Below are 19746 nucleotides of genomic sequence, written 5' to 3'. Positions count from 1 at the left end.
AGCGGGCCCGTGCCATGCGAAAATCCCCGCGGGCGACAAGCCCGCGAGGATGTCCGCAGTCAGAAATTGAGATCAGTCGATGATCTTGACGATCCTGCGGGTGCGCGGCTCCACGATCACGCGGCGATCATTGACGATCGCGTAGCGGTATTCGGTGTAGCGCGGCACCGGACGAAGCACGACGGTGTCGGGCAGCGGCTCGCCGACCACGACGCGCTCGCGCACCACGACCGACGGTTCGTCGCGCGGGATCGACGTGATCACCGCATTCGGAATCTCGAGGCCGGCACCGACCGCGGCACCAACGGTGCCGCCGACGATCTCACCAACCGGGCCGGCGATCTCGCCACCGGTCCGCGCGCCGTTCGCGGCGCCCGCCGCGGTCGTTGACTGTGCGAAGGCCGAACCGGACGCGAGCAGCGACGCGGCGGCAACAAGGGAAACGGCAAAACGCTTGTTCATGATTCTCCTCCTCCGAGTTATGAGACGCCCCTTCAACATCGCAGGGAACGAGACGTTCCAGTTCCAACGCCGGCAACTCGTGCGCAAACTCAGTTCCGCAGCAACTCGCCTTAGTTCCAGCACGAATGAAAATGCTGCTCCGGATGATGTCCGAAGCAGCATTCATCGTGGGTTCAGATTCAGAGATGGCTTAGAGCAGGAGCGCGCTGCGCGCCGTTCATTCCGGCGGTTTTTGATCGGCTCGCCGTCTTGGCGTTCGCCGTCTTGGCGGTGCTTTCGCAGGGGCGTCAGCTGAAGGCTTGATACGGATTCGCGTCGTCCCGCCCTTGGGCTGTTCGATCTCGAAGGCATTTGTCCTGCGGACCAGCTCGCTCAGGGTGCGGAAGCCGTAGGTCCTTTGATCGAAATCCGACGCCAGATTGGCCAGTTGCCGTCCGACCTCGCCGAGCGTCACCCAGCCGTCCTCGCTGGCCATCTGGCCGATCACCTTCTTGAGGATGGGCGTGGCGGCGTCCGGCGGCTGCAACGGCTGGGCACGCACCGCGGCGTCCTGATTGCTCGTCACGCCGCCGCGCAAATTCTCGGTATAGACGAACCTGCGGCAGGCCTGCCGAAAACTCTCCGGCGTCTTCTGCTCGCCGAACCCGAACACGTCGATGCCGTGCTCGCGGATGCGGGCGGCAAGCCGGGTGAAATCGCTGTCCGACGACACCAGGCAGAAGCCATCGAACCGGCCGCTGTGCAGCAGGTCCATCGCGTCGATCACCAGGGTGATGTCGGATGCATTCTTGCCGGTCGTATAGGCGAATTGCTGCTGCGGGATGATGGCGTGCTTGGACAGAATGTCGGCCCAGCCCTTGGACCTCGGATTGGAGAAGTCGCCATAGATGCGGCGCACGCTGGCCTCGCCGATCTTGGCGATCTCCTCGAACAGCCCATCGGCGATCCTTGCAGATGCATTGTCGGCGTCGATCAGGACCGCCAGACGGGGCGAACGGAGTTCGGAAGGCATGGCTTCTCTCTGCTGGGATACGATGGATCAAGATGCGCGGACAGTTCCGGAACCGGCGCAGCCGTCGCATCGGAGCACATCGCGCGTCCCAAGCATAGGGTCGGTGGCATCGCCGGGACTTTCGCGGCGAAAGCACCCTCGGGCGGTGTGGTCAGAGCACCTCGCCCATATCGATCGCGCGCCTGGCGAACTCGATGGCCTTCTCGGCGGTGATCGCATCCGCTGTCGTCGTCGCCTCGTCGCGCACCGACGGCGGAGACGCGATCCGGATCTTCTTGCCGTTCGACCGGCGGATCGTCGCGCGCCAGCGATCGACATCGCGCCGGTAGGCATCGATCACAAAATCCCGATAGGTGACGCCGCTCATGAGCGGCTGAAGGGACGCCGCTTCGAGACCGGCCGGCCGGCTTGCGACATCGCGCACCATCTCGACAATCATCTCGACGGCATGCTCACGCGCGGCACCGGTCGCGTCCCTGAGCAGATAGCTCACCGCCGCGCCGATCTGCGCCCGTGCGCGATCGTCGCTCGCAAAATCCAAATCGACCTGAACTGACATGATGGGAAAACGTCTCCTCCGGACCCAATATCGGATACCTCCAGGCATCCGGTACGTCGCAACCAAAGAGCTTTAGTCGGCCCCCATTAAAGCCGGATTATCGGACAGGCCCCGATTTCTCGGATGCCGTTAACCGGGCTTTGATGCCGCTTCGGAAGATGTCCGAAGCGGCATCGAACGTCGTTCGGATCACAGCAGGCCGGCGCCGCGCGCCGATTTGTGCTCGGCCCTGTCCGGCGCCGCGGGCCGGCTCGCGCTGCCATTCGCATGTGATCACCAATTGACATATCACTGCTATCCGTGTGACATTTTATGGAACAGGGTCGACAAGAGCCCGGCAACGTCCATCTGGGGAGGACAGCAATGACCATTTCCGACGTCACCGCAGCGGCCGGAAGCCGGGCTCCGGCCGCCGTCGCGCGCACCGCGCAAGCGCAGCAGGTCGCCGACATCGCGGCACGGCTCGAGCGCCTGCCGCTGACCTCCTATCAGCGATGGATCTTCGGGATCATCGCAACCGCATGGTTCTTCGACAGCATGGACCTGGCCGCGCTGACCTTCGTGCTCGGCTCGATCCGTCAGACCTTTGGCCTGTCGACGGCGGAAACCGGGCTGCTGTCCAGCATGAGCTTCCTCGGCATGTTCGTCGGCGCCGCGTCCGCCGGCCTGCTGGCCGACCGTTTCGGCCGCGCCCGCGTCTTCCAGGTCAGCATGATCTTCTGGGGCTTGGGCAGCCTGTGCTGTGGTCTCTCGACGACGGCGACCGCGCTCGGCGCTTCCCGCCTGCTGCTCGGCTTCGGCATGGGCATGGAGTTTCCGGTCGCGCAGTCGATGGTCTCGGAGATCATGCCGGCCCGCAACCGCGGCCGCTACATCGCGTTCCTCGAAGGGTTTTGGCCGCTCGGCTTCATCGCGTCGGGCCTGTTGACCTACTTCGTGCTGCAGGCCGCCGACTGGCGCTGGGTCTTCATCCTGCAGGCGATCCCGGCCGTCTTCGTGCTCGTGGTGCGACGCTACGTTCCGGAATCGCCGCGCTGGCTCGCTTCCCACGGCTATTCCGAGCGGGCCGAAGCGACCGTGCGCGACATCGAAAGTAAGGTCCGCGACCGTCTCGGCAGCAAGGAGCTGCCGCCGGTGGTGCGCCAGGCCGCCGCTCCCGCGTCCGAAGTGACCGGCCTGAGGACGCTGTTTTCGGGCATCTACGCCAAACGAACCACGATGTTGTGGACCTTGTGGTTCTTCGCCCTGCTCGGCTTCTACGGTCTGACCACGTGGCTCGGCGCGCTGCTGCAGGCCAAGGGATTCCCGATCACCAAGTCGGTGTTCTACACCATCCTGATCTCGCTCGCGGGCATCCCCGGCTTCCTGGTCTCGGCCTGGCTCGTCGAATCCTGGGGCCGAAAGGCGACGCTGGTGATGAACCTGCTCTGCGGCGCGATCGCCTGCCACTTCTACGGCTCGGCGGCGGACCAGACCCAGCTCATCATTGCCGGCCTCTGCATGCAGTTCTTCCTGTTCGGCATGTGGTCGGCGCTTTACGCCTATACGCCTGAACTATATCCGACCCATGTCCGTGCCACCGGAACCGGTTTTGCCTCCGCGATCGGCCGAATCGGTTCGCTGATCGGCCCCTATGTGATCGGCGTGATCCTGCCCGCGGGCGGGACAGAGCGGCGTGTTCGCGCTGGGCGCCGGCGCGTTCGTGGCGGCGGCGCTGGCGGTGCTGTTGCTCGGCGAGGAAACCCGCGGCCGCACGCTGGAGAGCATTTCGCACTGATGATGCGCCGCTGTTCGCTGCACGCGGCCGGATTCGGTGTAGCGCCCGTCGAGCGGCCTTGTCACTGCCGGCGGGGCGTGTGAGATATCTGCTGTACAGCACAGCACTCAAGATCCCGATGGCCGATTCGAACAAGCGATCCAGCACGGTGCGCGCCCGCGCAGCAGGAAACCGCCGGCCGGCGCGGCCATCGTCTGCGGCCGCCGGCAAGCCGCGCGCTACCGCGCAGGCCCGTCTCCCGCAAGGCGACGTCACCCTCACCGATCGCGCCTATGCCGAGCTGGAAGAGCTGATCGTGACGCTGCAACTGCCGCCCGGCACCGCGCTGTCCGAGCTCGTGCTCGCCAAGCGGCTCGACATCGGCCGCACCCCGATCCGCGAGGCGTTGCAGCGGCTGTCGCGCGACGGCCTCGTCAACATCCTTGCCCGTCGCGGCGTGCTGGTGTCCGAGATCGACCTACGCGCCCAGCTCCGGTTGCTCGAGGTGCGCCGCGAGCTGGAACGGCTGATGGCACGCGGCGCCGCCGAACGCGCCACCAGCGAGCAGCGTGCACAGTTCTCCGAGATCGCCGCCGGCATGCGGCGCGCGGCGGAAAAGTCCGACGATCTGCTGTTCATGCGGCTGGATCACCAGTTCAACACGCTGATCTCGGCGGCGTCGCGCAACGAGTTCGCTTCCCGCGCCATGGGCCTGATGCACGGCCTGTCGCGCCGATTCTGGTACCAGCATTACAAGGAAGCGGCCGACCTGCCGCTCGCGGCGCGGCTGCATGCCGACGTCGCCGAAGCCGTCGCCGAGCGCCGTGTCGATGCCGCGGGCGCCGCGTCCGACAGCCTGATCGACTACATCGAAAGCTTTGCGCGTTCGACGCTGTGAGCGCTCTCAAAGCTCCACGATCGTGCGGATCGAGCGGCCGCGCCGCAACGCCTCGAAGCCGTCATTGATGCCGTCGAGGCTGCAGCGGCCGGTGATCAGCTCGTCGAGCTTGAGCCGGCCGTCGAGATAGGCCTGCGCCAGCAAAGGGAAGTCGCGCCGTGGCCGCGCGCCGCCGTAGCTCGAGCGGCGAAATCGCTTCTCCCCCATCAGCGCGCCCCAGCGGAAACTCACGTCTTGCGTGACGTCGATCTTGCCGAGCCAGATCACCTCGCCGCCCGGCCGCACCGCCTCCGCGGTCTGCCGAAACGCCGTGGGATGGCCCGCGGCTTCGAGGATGACGTCGGCGCCCCGCCCGCGCGTCGCCTCCTTTGCGAACTGCACCGGGTCCTCGCGCGCCGCGTTGACGGCTTGCGTCGCGCCGAGTTGCCGCGCCAGCGCAAGCTTTGCATCGTCGAGGTCGACCGCGATGATCGCACCGGCGCCGGCGAGCCGGGCGCCCTGCACCGCTGCCAGCCCGACCGCGCCGCAGCCGGTGACCATCACGGTATCGCCATAGCCGATGGCGGCGATGTTCAGCGCGGCGCCAACGCCGGTCATGACGCCGCAGCCGATCAGGCACGCACGGTCGAACGGGATGTCCTTTGGCACGACGATCGCCTGCTGCGCCGGCAGCACGAGGTATTCCGAGAATGCGCCGAGAAACATCAGATGCGCCAGGCTGCCGCCGCCCGCGAGATGCGCCTTCGACGCGCCGTCGAAATGCACGCCTTCCGCGCCCCTGGCGAGATAGGTCTCGCACAGGATCGGCTGCGCGCGGTCGCAGTGAAAGCAGTGCCCGCAATGCGGATTCCAGGACAGGATCACGTGATCGCTGGCGCGCACGTCATGCACCGCGCTGCCAACCTCCTCGACCACGCCGGCCGCCTCGTGCCCGAGGATCATCGGCAAGGGATAGCGCAGCGACCCGTCGATCACCTCCAGATCGGTGTGGCAGAGCCCCGCGGCACGCACCTTCACCACGACGTCGGTCGGCATCGGTGCAGCAAGCGAAACGCGCTCGACGGAGAGCGGCGTTCCGCTTTGATGCAGCACCGCCGCGCGACAGGTCAGGGTCATCTCAAAGAATTCTCCGGCGGAGAAATCCGCGTGGGGTCAGGCCGTTTGTCCGGATCGCAGCGCCGCGACCGCCTCGTCGAGATCGGCCGAGGAGAGCTCCCATTCATTGCCGAAATTGGCGACGATGCGCCGCATGAAGCTCTCGTGCAGCGCCTTCGCCGCGATCGCGTCGTGCAGATGATCATAGAGCAGCGCGAAGGCCAGCTGGGCCGGCTCGGGCCCCTCATAGCTCCATTCAAATCCGTGTTCGGTGAGACGAAGCTGGTCGTAATGCGGTGACAGCGGCTCGCCGTCGACCAGCACGGAAATGCCGTCGATGGTACGGTCCCCGGCATAGCTCGCCATCGGAGTCTCCCTGTGCTGCAGCATCATATCAGGATCCCGGTGGACGCATCTTGAGGTCCTTCTTGACGACCTCGGGGAAGATCCACATCGCGACCGTGGCGAACACGCCAAGGAAGGCGACCGCGTAGCTCGGTCCCTGCTGTCCGAGATAGACCATGAAAAAGTATCCGCAGGCCGCCGTGGCGAGGCACGCCAGCGACAGCATGAGCTTGATGTGGCTTGGCATCGAGACCTCCCTCTAGGTCCACATGTGAAACGATGGTGCAGCCACGCCGACCAGCAGCGCCAGCGCCGTGATCATGACGCAACAGGACAGCCGCAATCCCGCGCGTCCGTCGCGCCACCATTCCGGCAGCGCCTGAAACAGCCCGGGCAGGAACAGGAACAGCACACCGCCCACCACAACGACGGTGGTCCAGCGCAGCTCAACCAGGGCGAATGCCAGCGTGCCGGCGAGCAACACCGCCCACAATGCGGTCGTCATCGTCACCGGCAGGACGGCGCGTCCGCGCAGCGGATACATCCCGGCCAGCTGAAGGAAGCCAATGCAGCACACGCTCCACAGCAGGCCGAACCAGGCGAGGCCGGCGAGATTGGGTTCAAGCTGCGGCATGCGGCACCGATTGCTCCTTCACCACGACCCGCGGCGTCCTCGCCGTCCGTCGCATGTCGGTCTTCACGTAGCGCGTGCTGTAGCCGTTGAAGATGTGGCCAAGCAGGCCGCGGTTGAGATCGGAGGTGCCGAACACATAGTCCATCACCGGGAAGGTCAGGTTCATGTTCCGCTCCATCATGATCGACTGGTTGTGATGGGCGGTATGATGCCGGCGGATGGTGTTGACGAACGGCATGTTGCGCACGAAGGCATTTTCCTCGACGTGGCAGCAGAAATGCATGAATTCGTAGATCAGGTACATCGACGTGGTCGTGGTGATCAGCAGCCAGCCGGTATTGGCCGAGATCACGAGGCCGGCGACGATCGCCGGCGGGATCGACATCAGGGTGAACACCACCAGCGCATAGGGCGGAAAGAAGGTGACGCGCCAGTCGTGATGATCGGCGAAGCGCATTTCCTCCTCGGTGAAGAACTGATGGTGCATCAGTGTGTGGCGGCTGTAGATCGCGCGCAGCAGCGGCACGTTCGAGGGCCTATGCATGACGAAGCGATGCACCGCCCATTCGAAGAAATTTGCGACCAGGAAGACCGCCGGAATGGTGAGGTATTCCCACCACTTCAAATCGTGCACATTGGCCAAATAGACGTACAGCGCCGTGAAGCCGATCGTGTAGATCAGCACGACGTGCAGCCAGCCATTGTACCAGCCCACCACGCGTTCGCGGTAGGTCGCGCGATATTTGCGCTGGCGGTCGGTCATCCCTGTTGCAGCCAACTCCATCGCAGCGTCCTCCATCATTCTTATCTGACATATCAGTAGCACATCAGTCGCGAAAGGCAAGCTGCCTTGGCGGGCAGGACGCGGTCGAAAAAAGGGATGGCGTGCGGAACCGGCGCAAGACGGAGCAGGAAAGCCCGGGCTGGTTTCGAACGATCGGGCTGATGCCCCTTCCCCCTCCATCACCGGCAAAGGCTCAGATGGGAGCGCCCCAATAAAAAGCCGCCCCGGACGGTGTCCGAGGCGGCCTCTGGTGTTCGACAGATCAGACGATCAGAGCAGTCCCGCGCCGCGGGCCCATTTGTACTTGGCGCCCAGCACCTCGACCGGCAGTTCGGTCGAATAGGCGTAGGCCGGAATGCCGTTCTGGTAGAGATATTCGGCGGCTTCCTCGACCTCGACGTCGCCGGCGAGCGAGGCGACGATCGGCTTCACGAAGCCCTTGGCCTCCATCTCCTTCTTCACCTCGACCATGTTGCGCGCGAACACCATCGGCGGCGTCACGATGGTGTGCCAGTAGCCGAGGATCAGTGCGTGGATGCGCTCATCGGAGAGACCGAGCTTCACCGTGTTGACATAGGTGATCGGCGGCTCGCCGCCGGTGATATCCACAGGATTTCCAGCCGCGCCGAACGGCGGGATGAATTTGCGGAACGCCGCATCGAGATCCGGCGGCATCTGCATCAGCGACAGGCCGTTGTCGACGACGGAGTCGGAGAGCAGCACGCCGGAGCCGCCGGCACCGGTGATGATCAGGACGTTCTCGCCCTTCGGCGTCGGCAGCACCGGCACGCCGCGGGCGAATTCCAGCAGCTGCCGGAGCGAGCGCGCGCGGATCACGCCGGACTGCTTGAACACGTCCTCGTAAATCTTGTCGTTGCCGGCGAGCGCGCCGGTGTGCGACGACGCCGCCTTCGCACCCGCGGAAGTGCGGCCGGCCTTCAGCACGACAACCGGCTTCTTCTTGGAGACGCGCTTGGCGGCCTCCGCGAAGGCCCGGCCGTCCTTCAGGTCTTCGCAGTGCTGCGCGATCAAATTGGTGTTGGGGTCCTGCTCGAAGAAGGCGAGCAGATCGTCCTCGTCGATGTCGGACTTGTTGCCGAGGCCGACGATCGCCGACACGCCCATCTTGGCCGAGCGCGAGAATCCGATGATCGCCATGCCGATGCCGCCCGACTGCGACGACAGCGCCGCGTGGCCCTTGACGTCATAGGCGGTGCAGAATGTGGCGCAGAGGTTGGCCGGGGTATAGTAGAAGCCGTAGATGTTCGGCCCCATCAGGCGGATGTTGTACTTCTTGCCGACCTCGACGATCTCGGCCTGCAATTCGGGCGCGCCGGCTTCGGCAAAGCCCGAGGGAATCAGCACCGCACCGGGGATTTTCTTCTCGCCGCACTCGACGAGCGCGCCGGCCACGAATTTCGCCGGGATCGCGAACACCGCCGTGTCGATCACGCCGGGCACGTCCTTGACGCTCTTGTAGGCCCTGTAGCCGAGGATCTCCTCGGCCTTCGGGTGGATCGGATAGATCTCGCCCTTGTAGCCGCCGTTGATGAGGTTCTTCATCACGGAGTTGCCGATCTTGCCGTCCTCGGCGGAGGCGCCGATCACCGCTACGCCCTTAGGCTGCATGATGCGGCTCATCGCGGCGACGATCTCTTCGGTCGGACGCGGCGCCGGGCGCGGCTTGTAGTCGAAGTCCACGACGATGCGGACGTCGGCGGCGATCGCGTTCTTGCTGGTGGCGAACACCGGATTGAGGTCGAGCTCGACGATCTCGGGGAAATCGCTGACCAGCTGCGACACCTTGACGATGATTTCGGCGAGCGCCTCGCGATTGACCGCCTCGCCGCCGCGCACGCCCTTCAGCATCTCATGCGCCTGGATGCCGTCGAGCATCGACAGCGCATCGTCCTTGGTCGCGGGCGCGAGGCGGAAGGTGATGTCCTTGAGGATTTCGACCAGCACGCCGCCGAGGCCGAAGGCGACCAGCTTGCCGAACGAGCCGTCGGTGATCGAACCGACGATCACCTCGGTGCCGCCGCCCAGCATCTGCTGGACCTGAATGCCCTCGATTTTGGCATCGGCCTTGTATTTCTTGGCGTTGGCCAGAATCGTCTCGTAGCTCTTCTCGGCGTCGGCCGCGCTCTTGACGCCGACCACGACGCCGCCGGCCTCGGTCTTGTGCAGGATGTCGGGCGAGACGATCTTCATCACCACCGGGAAGCCCATGTCGGAGGCGATCCGGGCAGCCTCGGCGGCCGACTTGGCGACGCCCTCCTTCGGCACCGGAATGCCGTAGGCGTCGCAGACCACCTTGCCTTCGGGCGCGGTGAGGCTCGTGCGCTTGTCGGCCCTGACCGCATCGAGAATTTTGCGGACCGCATCCTTCGAATTTGACATTGGCTTCCTCCTGGGACAGATTTCGTGGCATTTGGTATGCCAAAAACGTAATTGTCAAGATCGGTCGGTGCCCAAAAATACCCAAAAATATGGGCAGCTTGACATTCTGGTATTTGGCATGCCAAAAATCTAAGGTACTTTCTTCTGCTAAGAAGACGTCTCCAAGAGGAGGAGACGAGTCGTGCCAGAACCGAAACAGACCAAGGCGTCGCCCACCATGGCTGACACAGATATCGCCATCGTCCGGATCGCCCCGGAGACGAGCTTCAAGAACAAGGCCTATGAGGCCTTGAAGGAAGCGATCCTGAAGATGGACATCTACGCGACGCCGGAGCCCGTGATGCTCGACGAGCGCGCATTGTCGGAGCGTCTCGGCGTCAGCCGCACGCCGATCCGCGAAGCGATCGCGATGCTCGAGCAGGACGGATTCGTGAAGACCGTGCCGCGCCGCGGCATCGTCGTGGTCCGCCGTACCAAGGCGGAGATCGTCGACATGATCCGCGCCTGGGCGGCGCTGGAGAGCATGGCGGCGCGCCTGATCACGACCACAGCGCGGAAGAAGGACATCTCGGCGCTGCGCGACTTCTTCAAGGACTTCAGCGACGACCGTCTGCCGCAGGACCACGTCGAGGAATATTCCAAGGCCAACATCGCCTTCCATCAGGCGCTGATCTCGCTGTCGGAATCGCCTGTCCTGGTCGACCTCACCAATGACCTGCTGCTGCATGTGCGCGGCTATCGCCAGCTCACGATCGGCCGCAAGGACCGCACCGCGACCTCGCTGCCCGAGCATCTCGGGATCATCGAGGCACTGGAAGCGCGCGACACCGAGCTCGCCGAAAAGCGCGCCCGCGATCACACGCTCGGCCTTGCCGCCTATGTCGAGGCGCACGGCCAGGAATTGTTCACGTAGAGAGCCGTTCACGTAAGTTTGAGAGTCCACACCCGCTTCAGACGACGATCAGATCGTCCGAACCAAGAACGATCAGGGAGACGATGCCGATGCTGAATACCGCTACGAAGTCCGAGGCACCGGGCACCGAGCAAGAATTGACCGATGGCTTCCACCTCGTCATCGACGCGCTCAAGCTCAACGGCATCGACACCGTCTATGGTGTGCCGGGGATCCCGATCACGGACCTGGGCCGTATGGCCCAGGCGGAGGGCATTCGCGTGCTCTCGTTCCGCCACGAGCAGAATGCCGGCTATGCGGCCTCGATCGCCGGCTTCCTGACCAAGCGTCCCGGCGTCTGCCTCACGGTGTCGGCGCCCGGCTTCCTCAACGGCCTCACCGCCCTTGCCCACGCCACCACCAACTGCTTCCCGATGATCCTGATCTCGGGCTCGTCCGAGCGCGAGATCGTCGATTTGCAGCAGGGCGACTATGAGGAAATGGACCAGCTCGCGATCGCCAAGCCGCTGTGCAAGGCGGCGTTCCGCGTGCTGCACGCCCAGGACATCGGCATCGGCCTTGCGCGCGCGATCCGCGCCGCGGTGTCGGGCCGTCCGGGCGGCGTCTATCTCGACCTGCCCGCAAAGCTGTTCGGCCAGGTCATGGACGCGGCAGCCGGCGAGAAGTCGCTGGTCAAGGTGATCGATGCTGCGCCGGCGCAGCTCCCTGCCCCGTCGTCGGTCAAGCGCGCGCTCGACGTGCTGAAGAATGCAAAACGTCCGCTGATCATCCTCGGCAAGGGCGCGGCCTATGCGCAGGCCGACGAGGCGATCAAGAATTTCGTCGAGAAGAGCGGCGTGCCGTTCCTGCCGATGAGCATGGCCAAGGGCCTCTTGCCCGATCTGCATCCGCAATGCGCGGGTGCGGCGCGCTCGACCGTGCTGAAGGAAGCCGACGTCGTGATGCTGATCGGCGCCCGCCTCAACTGGCTGCTCTCGCACGGCAAGGGCAAGACCTGGGGTGAAGCTCCGAAGAAGTTCATCCAGGTCGACATCGAGCCGAAGGAAATGGATTCCAACGTCGAGATCGTCGCCCCCGTGGTCGGCGATATCGGTTCCTGCGTGTCCGCGTTCCTCGACGCCATGGGCGCCAACTGGTCGGCCGCGCCGAGCGACTGGCTCGCCACCGTGGCGAAGAAGCGCGACGACAACGTCGCCAAGATGGCGCCGAAGCTGATGAGCAACGCCTCCCCGATGGACTATCACGGCGCGCTCGGCGCGCTGCGCACGATCATCGCGGAACGTCCGGACACCATCTTCGTCAACGAAGGCGCCAACACGCTCGACCTCGCCCGCGGCGTCGTCGACATGCACAAGCCGCGCAAGCGGCTCGACGTCGGCACCTGGGGCGTAATGGGCATCGGCATGGGCTATTCGATCGCGGCTGCGGTCGAGACCGGCCTGCCCGTGCTCGCGGTCGAAGGCGACAGCGCGTTCGGCTTCTCCGGCATGGAGGTCGAGACCATCTGCCGCTACAAGCTGCCGATCTGCGTCGTGATCTTCAACAATGACGGCATCTATCGCGGCACCGACGTCAACAGCGCGGGCGAGGATCCGGCGACCACCGTGTTCGTCAAGGGCTCGCGCTACGACAAGATGATGGAAGCTTTCGGCGGCGTCGGCGTCAACGCCACCTCGCCCGACGAGCTGAAGCGCGCGGTCAATGCGGCGCTGGATTCCGGCAAGCCGACCTTGATCAACGCGGTGATCGACCCGGCGGCGGGCTCGGAGAGCGGCCGCATCGGCAACCTCAATCCTCAGAGCGTTCTGAAGAAGAAGTAACCCCTAACCCCAATCACTCCCTGCGGGTGCAGGGGCAGACCAGAGTACGGAGCATAATATTATGACCAAGGCGCTCAAGGGCGTTCGCATTCTCGATTTCACCCACGTCCAGTCGGGTCCGACCTGCACGCAATTGCTGGCCTGGTTCGGCGCCGACGTGATCAAGGTCGAGCGTCCCGGCGTCGGCGACATTACGCGCGGCCAGCTGCAGGACATCCCGAACGTGGACAGCCTGTACTTCACCATGCTGAACCACAACAAGCGCTCGATCACGCTCGACACCAAGAACCCGAAGGGCAAGGAAGTGCTGACCGCGCTGATCAAGCAGTGCGACGTGCTGGTCGAGAATTTCGGTCCCGGCGTGCTCGATCGCATGGGCTTCCCCTGGGAGAAGATCCAGGCCATCAACCCGAAGATGATCGTCGCCTCGATCAAGGGTTTCGGCCCCGGCCCGTATGAGGATTGCAAGGTCTACGAGAATGTCGCGCAGTGCACCGGCGGCGCAGCCTCGACCACCGGCTTCCGCGACGGCCTGCCGCTCGTCACCGGCGCGCAGATCGGCGACAGCGGCACCGGGTTGCACCTCGCGCTCGGCATCGTCACCGCGCTCTATCACCGCACCCACTCCGGCAAGGGCCAGCGCGTCACCGCGGCGATGCAGGACGGCGTGCTCAACCTCGCCCGCGTCAAGCTGCGCGACCAGCAGCGCCTCGCCCACGGTCCGCTGAAGGAATACAGCCAGTTCGGCGAAGGCATCCCGTTCGGCGATGCCGTGCCGCGCGCCGGCAACGATTCCGGCGGCGGCCAGCCCGGCCGCATCCTGAAGTGCAAGGGCTGGGAGACCGACCCGAACGCCTACATCTACTTCATCACCCAGGCGCCGGTGTGGGAGAAGATCTGCGACGTGATCGGCGAGCCGACCTGGAAGACCGATCCGAACTACGCCAAGCCGCCGGCCCGCCTGCCGCGCCTGAACGAGATCTTCGCCCGCATCGAGCAGTGGACGATGACCAAGACCAAGTTCGAGGCGATGGAGATCCTCAACAAGGACGACATCCCCTGCGGCCCGATCCTGTCGATGAAGGAGATCGCCGAAGACCAGTCGCTGCGCGCGACCGGCACCGTGGTCGAGGTCGATCACCCGACCCGCGGCAAATACATCTCGGTCGGCAACCCGATCAAGCTGTCGGATTCGCCGAGCGAAGTCGCCCGCTCGCCGCTGCTCGGCGAGCACACCGACGAGATCCTGCGCGAGGTGCTCGGCTTCAGCGATCACCAGGTTGCCGAGATCCACGACTCCGGCGCGCTCGACCCGCCGCGCAAGCAGGCGGCCGAGTAAGGGCTGCGCTCAATCAAAACACAAATGGCCGCAGGCAACTGCGGCCATTTTTGTTCGGGCTGGTCGTCTGCGCTCCGCAATCAATAGCGGACATTGATGAGATCAGGGCCCTCATGATGGTGCGACCGGTCAACTCCTGCGTACAGCCTCAGTCGTGCTTGACGCCAAGGGTGCGCCGGATGATCGCGCTGATCTCGGCGGCGCAAGATCCTGGATAAAGTCTCTTAGTGCCTCGGTATCGAACGGCTTGCGGAGTATTCTTAGGCTTGGCGGAGCTGCTTTTGCGGCATCGCTGTAACCGGTTGTGAGGGCTATGGGCAAACCGGGGTACCGCGACCGAACTTCTCTCGCGAGCCCGACGCCATCGATGGTCCCTGGCATGACGATATCGCTGAAGACGAGATCGATCTTCGTACCGGTATCGAGCAACTTCAATGCCGCTTCGGCCGAGTCTCGGTAGATGGTTTCGTAACCCAGATGCTCGAACAGCGATGACGTCACATCCGCCACTTCGGGGCTGTCGTCGACCACGAGAACCGTCTGCCGCGGCGGCTGCCTTGGCCTTGCCCGGGCAGCGGCGAGCTCTTTGCTGGTGATCTGCTCGTCCACGCAGGACGGCAGATAGATTGTAATCGTTGTTCCCTGTCCGACCTTGCTGTCTGCCGTCACGGTTCCGCCCGCCTGGTGCGCAAAACCATAAACCTGGGACAAGCCGAGCCCGGTCCCCTTGCCGACCTCCTTGGTCGTGAAAAACGGATCGAACATCTTGGACAGAAGATTTGGCGGAATACCAGTGCCCGTATCGCCAAGTGTGATCGCAAAGAAGGCCTTCCCACGGCGATCGCCGCCGGTTTCCTGATTTGCGGTGACCGCGTGCACGGACAACGTGAATGTGCCGCCGCTTGTCATTGCATCTCGCGCATTGACGGCGATGTTGACGATCGCAAGTTCCAGCTCGGCGAGGTCAACCTTGACCGGTGAAACGCCGTCGCCAACGTTCTCGTTGTACACGATGTTCCCGCGCAACGAGCTCTCAATCATGGTCCGCATGTTCTTGATGGACGCATTCAGATCAACGACCGTCGGGCTGAGATGCTGGTGACGAGAGAACGTCAACAATTGGCGCGTGAGACTCTCGCCACGTTTGGCCGCGGTTTGTATGGCTTCGATGGCCTTTGGCAGTTTTGGATCAAGCAGGCGTTGAAATATCTGGGCACTGCCTCCGATGATCATCAATAGATTATTGAAGTCGTGCGCAATCCCGCCGGTCAGCTTGCCGATTGCCTCCATCTTCTGAGACATCGCGAGCTGTTCGCGCGCCTGGACCAGCTTCTCCTCCGCGTCGCGCCGCTCCGTCGCGTCGCGCAGGATACTGATAAAGCCGATCAGATTTCCTGCGTCATCACGGCTCGAAGAGACTGAGCCCGTGATGAAAAACGGCGTACCATTCTTTCTGATACGCCAACCCTCTACGTCGTACTTGCCGCTTTCGATTGCCGACTCCAGCGCGTGTGTCGGTGAACCCGCGCGGCGTTCATCCGGCCGATAGAATATCCCGAAGTGCTTGCCTATGATTTCTTCCGAGGTGTAGCCGATGATCTTTTGAGCGGTGCTATTCCAGCTCGTAACGTGTCCTTCTCGATCAAGCGCAAAGATTGCATAGTCGACAACGCCTTCGATAAGGGTCTGGAAGTGCCGTCTGATGCTGTCGAGTGCCAACGCTTTCCGTTCAAGTTGACCGTTCAGCTGGTCCTGGACGGAAAGCAAATGGGCTTCCCTGGCCTGGCGCGTCGCACTTGCCGCGGCCAGGGCAAGCGGAGGCGCCGACACGATGATCGAAAGCACGAACAAGGATAACAGCGCTCCGTTCGGATCGATTTTCGGAAATGGATCATTCCCCACCGAGAACCCCCACACGGCAGTTCCGATGAAAATGAACGCGGCCGTCGCCACGGTGCATCGATCGCCGCGCAGACCGGCCCAGCTCAAGGGCAGCAGAACCAGAAAGCCCAGAAGGCTCCGATGCGGCAGCAACACGTCGAGGCCGTTGCTGACGAGATCGCTACCGATCAGCGGGCTGTAAGCAGCGAGCCCGATGATACCAGCGAGAGCAGCGACCGTGATCGATTCCAACAGAGCCCATTTGGAAGCAATGCGTAAGGGCATCGTCGCCCAGAGCACGATGACCGGAGCAATCACCAGGGCCCCGGCAGCGTCCACAAGCCACCAGGTCAACCCGGCGACGACGGAATCGGAAAAGCCTGATTCGTTGATGAGCGTGAAGCCGGCCAAGGCGATGGCTGAACTGATCATCGTGGTCGGCGCAAAGGAAATGATTGCAAACTTTGCGACACCGGACGGTGTGGCAAACGTCTGGCGACCGTTCGACCAGCGGCCGATCAGCCATGTCCCGGCACATGCGGCAAGGAGGCTGCCAATCCCGGCGGCGCCGACCTCCAGGAGCGATCGGTCGGCCATGAGGTAAGGTGAGAGAGCCCCTACCAGGATCGCGGGCCAGATCCGGTAGCCGCGCAGCAGGACCAGCGCGAGCGCAAGCCCGGTTGGTGGCCATAGCGGTGTCGCAGCTGGATTTATTGCGGGAAGCAATCGCGCGGATTCGGCAAGACCAGCATAAATTGCGGCAATTATCAGGATTTCGGCCGCGTAGATCGCAACGCTCCGAGCGTCGCCAAAAGCGAAAATCCTGGCCTTGGCGAACGTTGCCCTTTCCATCGCGAGCCTTTTGCAGTGGGCATCTCAACAATGCGGACGCAGTTTTGACCAAAACATGGCCGCCCGATCGTGAGTAGAGAGGCGCTAGGCAACTTCGAACCAACGGCCATTGGACAGCACCGTTGACCTAACGGTGGCGGTACACGACGCGCGGCAGCATCCGGAATACGAATCGGTCCGATCCCGCTGCGTATCGGTGACATCATCAGCAATCATTTTCCCTGTTGGCGCAAGAACTCTCGCTGTCGCTCTCATGACCGCTTCGCGTCAGAAGCGAACCTTAGCGCCCATATGCATCCTATCTAGGCAAAAGAGGCAAACCACGGTCCTCGTCGCACATTGTCAGCTCTGCTCCTGCTGGCCAGCAGCACGAGATGCCTGGCTGGCCATAGCGACGCGGTCGAGTTGCGCGACTGCCTCGGGCGGCAGTTGCAGGGCGCCCGCTGCGAAGTTCTGGTGGAGATGCGCGACGGATGACGTGCCTGCAATCAACAGAAGGTTCGGCGCGCGTTGCAGCAGCCATGCGAGCGCGACCTGACGGGTCGTTGCGCCGAGGCTCCGCGCGACGCCGTCCAGAATGGCCGAGTTGAGCGGGCGGAAGCCGCCCAGCGGGAAAAACGGCACATAGGCAACCTGCCTGGCCGCGAGGTCGTCGATCAAGGCGTCGTCGACGCGATGCGCCAGATTGTAGTGGTTCTGCACGCAGACGATGGTGGCGATCCTGCTGCCTTCATCGAACTGCGCGCGGGAAACGTTGCTCAGGCCGATATGGCGGATCAGGCCCTGCTGCTGCAATTCGGCCAGCACGGAGAGCGGCGCCTCCACCGAACTGTCGTCCGGGCCGAACTGGCCACCGAGGCGCAAATTGACAAGGTCGAGCACGTCCAGGCCGAGATGACGCAGATTGTCGTGCACCGCGTCGATCAATTCCTGCCGGGATATCGCCCTGGGCCAGGATTTGTCCGGTCCCCGGCGCGCGCCGACCTTGGTCACGATCGTAAGCCCGGCGGGGTAAGGGTGCAGAGCTTCCTTGATGATCTGATTGGCGATGTGTGGGCCGTAATAGTCGCTTGTATCGATGTGATTGACGCCACAGCGGACAGCCTCCCGCAGAACGGCAAGCGCGGCTGCATGGTCCTTGGGCGGCCCCCACACCATCGGCCCGGTCAACTGGATTGCGCCATAGCCCATGCGATTGAGCTTCAGGCTGGTGCCGGCCGGCGTGAACCCGCCGCCCGAGGATGCGGTAGTCGTCATTGCATCTCCGACCTCTTACACTTACATATGTAAACTTACATCCGTTAAATTTACACGTCAAGCCGAACACGCGTAAGGTTACGATCCCCAGAGCGATCCAGTTCCGATAGAATCGGACCTGAATCGCTCAAGATTCATGTTTTGACGCGTTTTCTTCACGCGAACCGGTGTCCGCTTCGCTGGAAAACGCCCTCGCCAAGGGAATCGGATGAAGGCGCGTCGACGAAATGCGCGAGGTGAAGGCGGGCAATTGCGCGAGGACATCCTCAAGGCCGCCATTTCCCTGATCGAAAAAGCCGGCTCCTGCGAAGGCGTTTCGCTGCGCGCTGTCGCCAAGCAGGCAGGCATCGCCGCGCCGTCGGTCTATCCGCACTTTGCCGATCGCGACGCGCTGCTGCTCGCGGTCCTGCAAAAGCTGTTCGATGAACTCGTCGAGCTGCGCACCAGGGCGGAAGACGCAGTCGGCAGCGGTGCATGGGAGCGCCTGCGTGCCGGCGTCTTCGCCACGGTCCGTTTCGGACTGGAACGGCCGGGCCATTACAAGATGCTCTACGAAGGCCGCGTGATATCGGGCCTGAGCGATCCGAAGGCCGCAACGTTCGGGCGGACGATTCAGATCCGCGTGGCGGCGCTGATCAAGGAAATCCTCGCGGCGACGCCCGGCCGCGAGGCGGAAGATGCAGAACGACTGTCACTGCTGCTATGGGCAGCCACCCACGGCGTGATTTCACTCCAGATCAACAAGCCGACCTTGCGCTGGCCCAAGGCAACAGTTCTCGTCGAGGAACTGATGCGCGCCCTGATCCGGCCAGGCGCGGCTGCAAGCTGAGCGGATGCGGCCTGGCGGCGTCGCCTTTCCCGTCGATCGCGCCGGATCACCCCCCCTCGCCGCCTTCGGCCTCACCCTCATCGCCCGGCACATATTCCAGAATATCCCCCGGCCGGCAGTCGAGCTCGCGACAGATCGCCGACAGCGTCGAGAAGCGCATCGCCTTTGCCTTGCCGGTTTTCAGGATCGACAGATTCTGGATCGAGATGCCGATCGCGTCCGCGAGGTCTCCGAGGCGGCGCTTGCGCTTTGCGAGCATGACATCGAGGTTCACCACGATGGGCACGAGCATCACCCTCAGATCGTCAGATCGTTTTCGGACTGCAACAGGATGGCGTGCTCGAGCACGAACTTCAGCGCCATCAGGAACACACCGCCGGCGATGGTGCCGACATCGAGGTTGTAGTTCAGCAGCAGGAACTTGATGTCTCCGATCCGGTACAGAACATAGATCACCGCGTTGGTCGTGATCGTATCGACGAACGGCCAGACCACCAGAAAGATCCCCATCCACCAGACGCCCTGCAGTGTCTCGGAGACAAAAATCCGGCCGTTCGCGAATCGGTTCACCATGCGATGAAGCATGCCGATCAGCACGGCGTAAAACGATACCCCAAGCGCAAACAGCGACCAGAACAGCAGCTGGCCCATGGTCGACATGGTGAGCGGGTTGGCGACGATGCTGGCGCACTTCGCCTGCTCGCCGTTCAGGCTTTCCGCAATCGTGACCGGAGCCGTCGTGGTGCGGTAATAGGCCAGCCAAAGCACCACCGGCAGCGCAGCCCAGATCACCCAGAACGCCCGATCGAGCCGGCGAAACCAAAGCTGGCGCTGCTCGCGAACCGATTTCCTCATCACATCCATCCGATAATTTTTTGCCCGTACAGGCCGTTACGGCCGGGCCGCATCA

The 19746-nt window shown here is 63.6% G+C and carries 19 protein-coding genes; 6 read left to right on the top strand and 13 right to left on the bottom strand.

Annotated elements, in window-relative coordinates:
* Positions 1 to 72 precede the first annotated feature (72 nt).
* The 3 genes from ACVIGB_RS47860 to ACVIGB_RS47850 all read right to left on the bottom strand — a co-directional run bounded on the left by ACVIGB_RS47860 (position 73) and on the right by ACVIGB_RS47850 (position 2033).
* Entirely contained in the window at positions 73 to 462 is a 390-nt protein-coding gene (locus ACVIGB_RS47860; protein ID WP_092125289.1) for a DUF1236 domain-containing protein, read from the bottom strand.
* Positions 463 to 679: 217 nt separating this feature from the next.
* Positions 680 to 1474 (bottom strand): NYN domain-containing protein, encoded by a 795-nt coding sequence (locus ACVIGB_RS47855; protein ID WP_456724028.1) that lies wholly within the window; start codon positions 1472 to 1474, stop codon positions 680 to 682.
* A gap of 151 nt (positions 1475 to 1625) precedes the next feature.
* Positions 1626 to 2033 (bottom strand): hypothetical protein, encoded by a 408-nt coding sequence (locus tag ACVIGB_RS47850; protein ID WP_173641891.1) that lies wholly within the window; start codon positions 2031 to 2033, stop codon positions 1626 to 1628.
* A gap of 363 nt (positions 2034 to 2396) precedes the next feature.
* Here ACVIGB_RS47850 and ACVIGB_RS47845 point away from each other — a divergent pair, with 363 nt between their 5' ends.
* A complete protein-coding gene (locus ACVIGB_RS47845; protein WP_456749351.1) occupies positions 2397 to 3893 on the top strand; it encodes an MFS transporter in 1497 nt (498 codons plus the stop codon).
* A gap of 35 nt (positions 3894 to 3928) precedes the next feature.
* Positions 3929 to 4687, top strand: a complete 759-nt coding sequence (locus ACVIGB_RS47840; RefSeq protein WP_456724030.1) for a GntR family transcriptional regulator — start codon at positions 3929 to 3931, stop codon at positions 4685 to 4687.
* A gap of 6 nt (positions 4688 to 4693) precedes the next feature.
* Here the strand turns inward: ACVIGB_RS47840 and ACVIGB_RS47835 are convergent, their stop codons facing one another.
* The 6 genes from ACVIGB_RS47835 to ACVIGB_RS47810 all read right to left on the bottom strand — a co-directional run bounded on the left by ACVIGB_RS47835 (position 4694) and on the right by ACVIGB_RS47810 (position 9945).
* On the bottom strand, positions 4694 to 5803 hold the full coding sequence (locus tag ACVIGB_RS47835; protein WP_456724031.1) for a Zn-dependent alcohol dehydrogenase: 1110 nt from the start codon (positions 5801 to 5803) through the stop codon (positions 4694 to 4696).
* A gap of 36 nt (positions 5804 to 5839) precedes the next feature.
* A complete protein-coding gene (locus tag ACVIGB_RS47830) occupies positions 5840 to 6148 on the bottom strand; it encodes a DUF6166 domain-containing protein (RefSeq protein WP_456724032.1) in 309 nt (102 codons plus the stop codon).
* Between the two features lie 28 nt (positions 6149 to 6176).
* A complete protein-coding gene (locus ACVIGB_RS47825) occupies positions 6177 to 6374 on the bottom strand; it encodes a hypothetical protein (protein WP_024579640.1) in 198 nt (65 codons plus the stop codon).
* Positions 6375 to 6386: 12 nt separating this feature from the next.
* Positions 6387 to 6761 carry a hypothetical protein gene (locus tag ACVIGB_RS47820; RefSeq protein ID WP_456724033.1) on the bottom strand — a complete coding sequence of 125 codons (375 nt, stop codon included), beginning with the start codon at positions 6759 to 6761 and terminating at the stop codon, positions 6387 to 6389.
* Complete coding sequence (locus tag ACVIGB_RS47815; RefSeq protein ID WP_456724034.1) at positions 6748 to 7545, bottom strand: sterol desaturase family protein; 798 nt, start codon at positions 7543 to 7545, stop codon at positions 6748 to 6750. The genes ACVIGB_RS47820 and ACVIGB_RS47815 overlap by 14 nt, the downstream gene beginning before the upstream one ends.
* A 270-nt stretch (positions 7546 to 7815) precedes the next feature.
* Positions 7816 to 9945: an acetate--CoA ligase family protein gene (locus ACVIGB_RS47810; protein WP_456724035.1), complete on the bottom strand. Its 2130-nt coding sequence runs from the start codon at positions 9943 to 9945 to the stop codon at positions 7816 to 7818.
* A 217-nt stretch (positions 9946 to 10162) separates the two neighbouring features.
* Between ACVIGB_RS47810 and ACVIGB_RS47805 the strand changes: the two genes are divergently transcribed.
* The 3 genes from ACVIGB_RS47805 (at position 10163) to frc (ending at position 14017) form a co-directional block, all read left to right on the top strand.
* Positions 10163 to 10858 (top strand): GntR family transcriptional regulator, encoded by a 696-nt coding sequence (locus tag ACVIGB_RS47805; RefSeq protein WP_050387017.1) that lies wholly within the window; start codon positions 10163 to 10165, stop codon positions 10856 to 10858.
* An 89-nt stretch (positions 10859 to 10947) separates the two neighbouring features.
* Positions 10948 to 12678: an oxalyl-CoA decarboxylase gene (gene oxc / locus ACVIGB_RS47800; RefSeq protein WP_092127060.1), complete on the top strand. Its 1731-nt coding sequence runs from the start codon at positions 10948 to 10950 to the stop codon at positions 12676 to 12678.
* Between the two features lie 61 nt (positions 12679 to 12739).
* Positions 12740 to 14017 carry a formyl-CoA transferase gene (frc, locus tag ACVIGB_RS47795; protein WP_092125280.1) on the top strand — a complete coding sequence of 426 codons (1278 nt, stop codon included), beginning with the start codon at positions 12740 to 12742 and terminating at the stop codon, positions 14015 to 14017.
* 129 nt (positions 14018 to 14146) lie between these two features.
* On the opposite strand, the gene ACVIGB_RS47790 is transcribed toward frc, so the two are convergent.
* Complete coding sequence (locus ACVIGB_RS47790; protein WP_456724036.1) at positions 14147 to 16750, bottom strand: MASE1 domain-containing protein; 2604 nt, start codon at positions 16748 to 16750, stop codon at positions 14147 to 14149.
* A gap of 342 nt (positions 16751 to 17092) precedes the next feature.
* The gene (locus ACVIGB_RS47785) at positions 17093 to 18007 is read right to left on the bottom strand and encodes an oxidoreductase (protein ID WP_456724037.1); all 915 of its coding nucleotides are present in this window, start codon (positions 18005 to 18007) and stop codon (positions 17093 to 17095) included.
* Between the two features lie 250 nt (positions 18008 to 18257).
* Here ACVIGB_RS47785 and ACVIGB_RS47780 point away from each other — a divergent pair, with 250 nt between their 5' ends.
* Complete coding sequence (locus ACVIGB_RS47780; protein ID WP_456724038.1) at positions 18258 to 18836, top strand: TetR/AcrR family transcriptional regulator; 579 nt, start codon at positions 18258 to 18260, stop codon at positions 18834 to 18836.
* Between the two features lie 46 nt (positions 18837 to 18882).
* Here ACVIGB_RS47780 and ACVIGB_RS47775 read toward each other — a convergent pair whose 3' ends face one another.
* On the bottom strand, positions 18883 to 19122 hold the full coding sequence (locus tag ACVIGB_RS47775; protein ID WP_176535116.1) for a helix-turn-helix domain-containing protein: 240 nt from the start codon (positions 19120 to 19122) through the stop codon (positions 18883 to 18885).
* Between the two features lie 11 nt (positions 19123 to 19133).
* On the bottom strand, positions 19134 to 19691 hold the full coding sequence (locus ACVIGB_RS47770) for a DUF2975 domain-containing protein (protein WP_456724039.1): 558 nt from the start codon (positions 19689 to 19691) through the stop codon (positions 19134 to 19136).
* Between the last annotated feature and the right edge of the window lie 55 nt (positions 19692 to 19746).

The organism is Bradyrhizobium sp. USDA 4341 (assembly GCF_054063755.1).
This window is presented reverse-complemented; position numbering and strand designations above follow the sequence as displayed.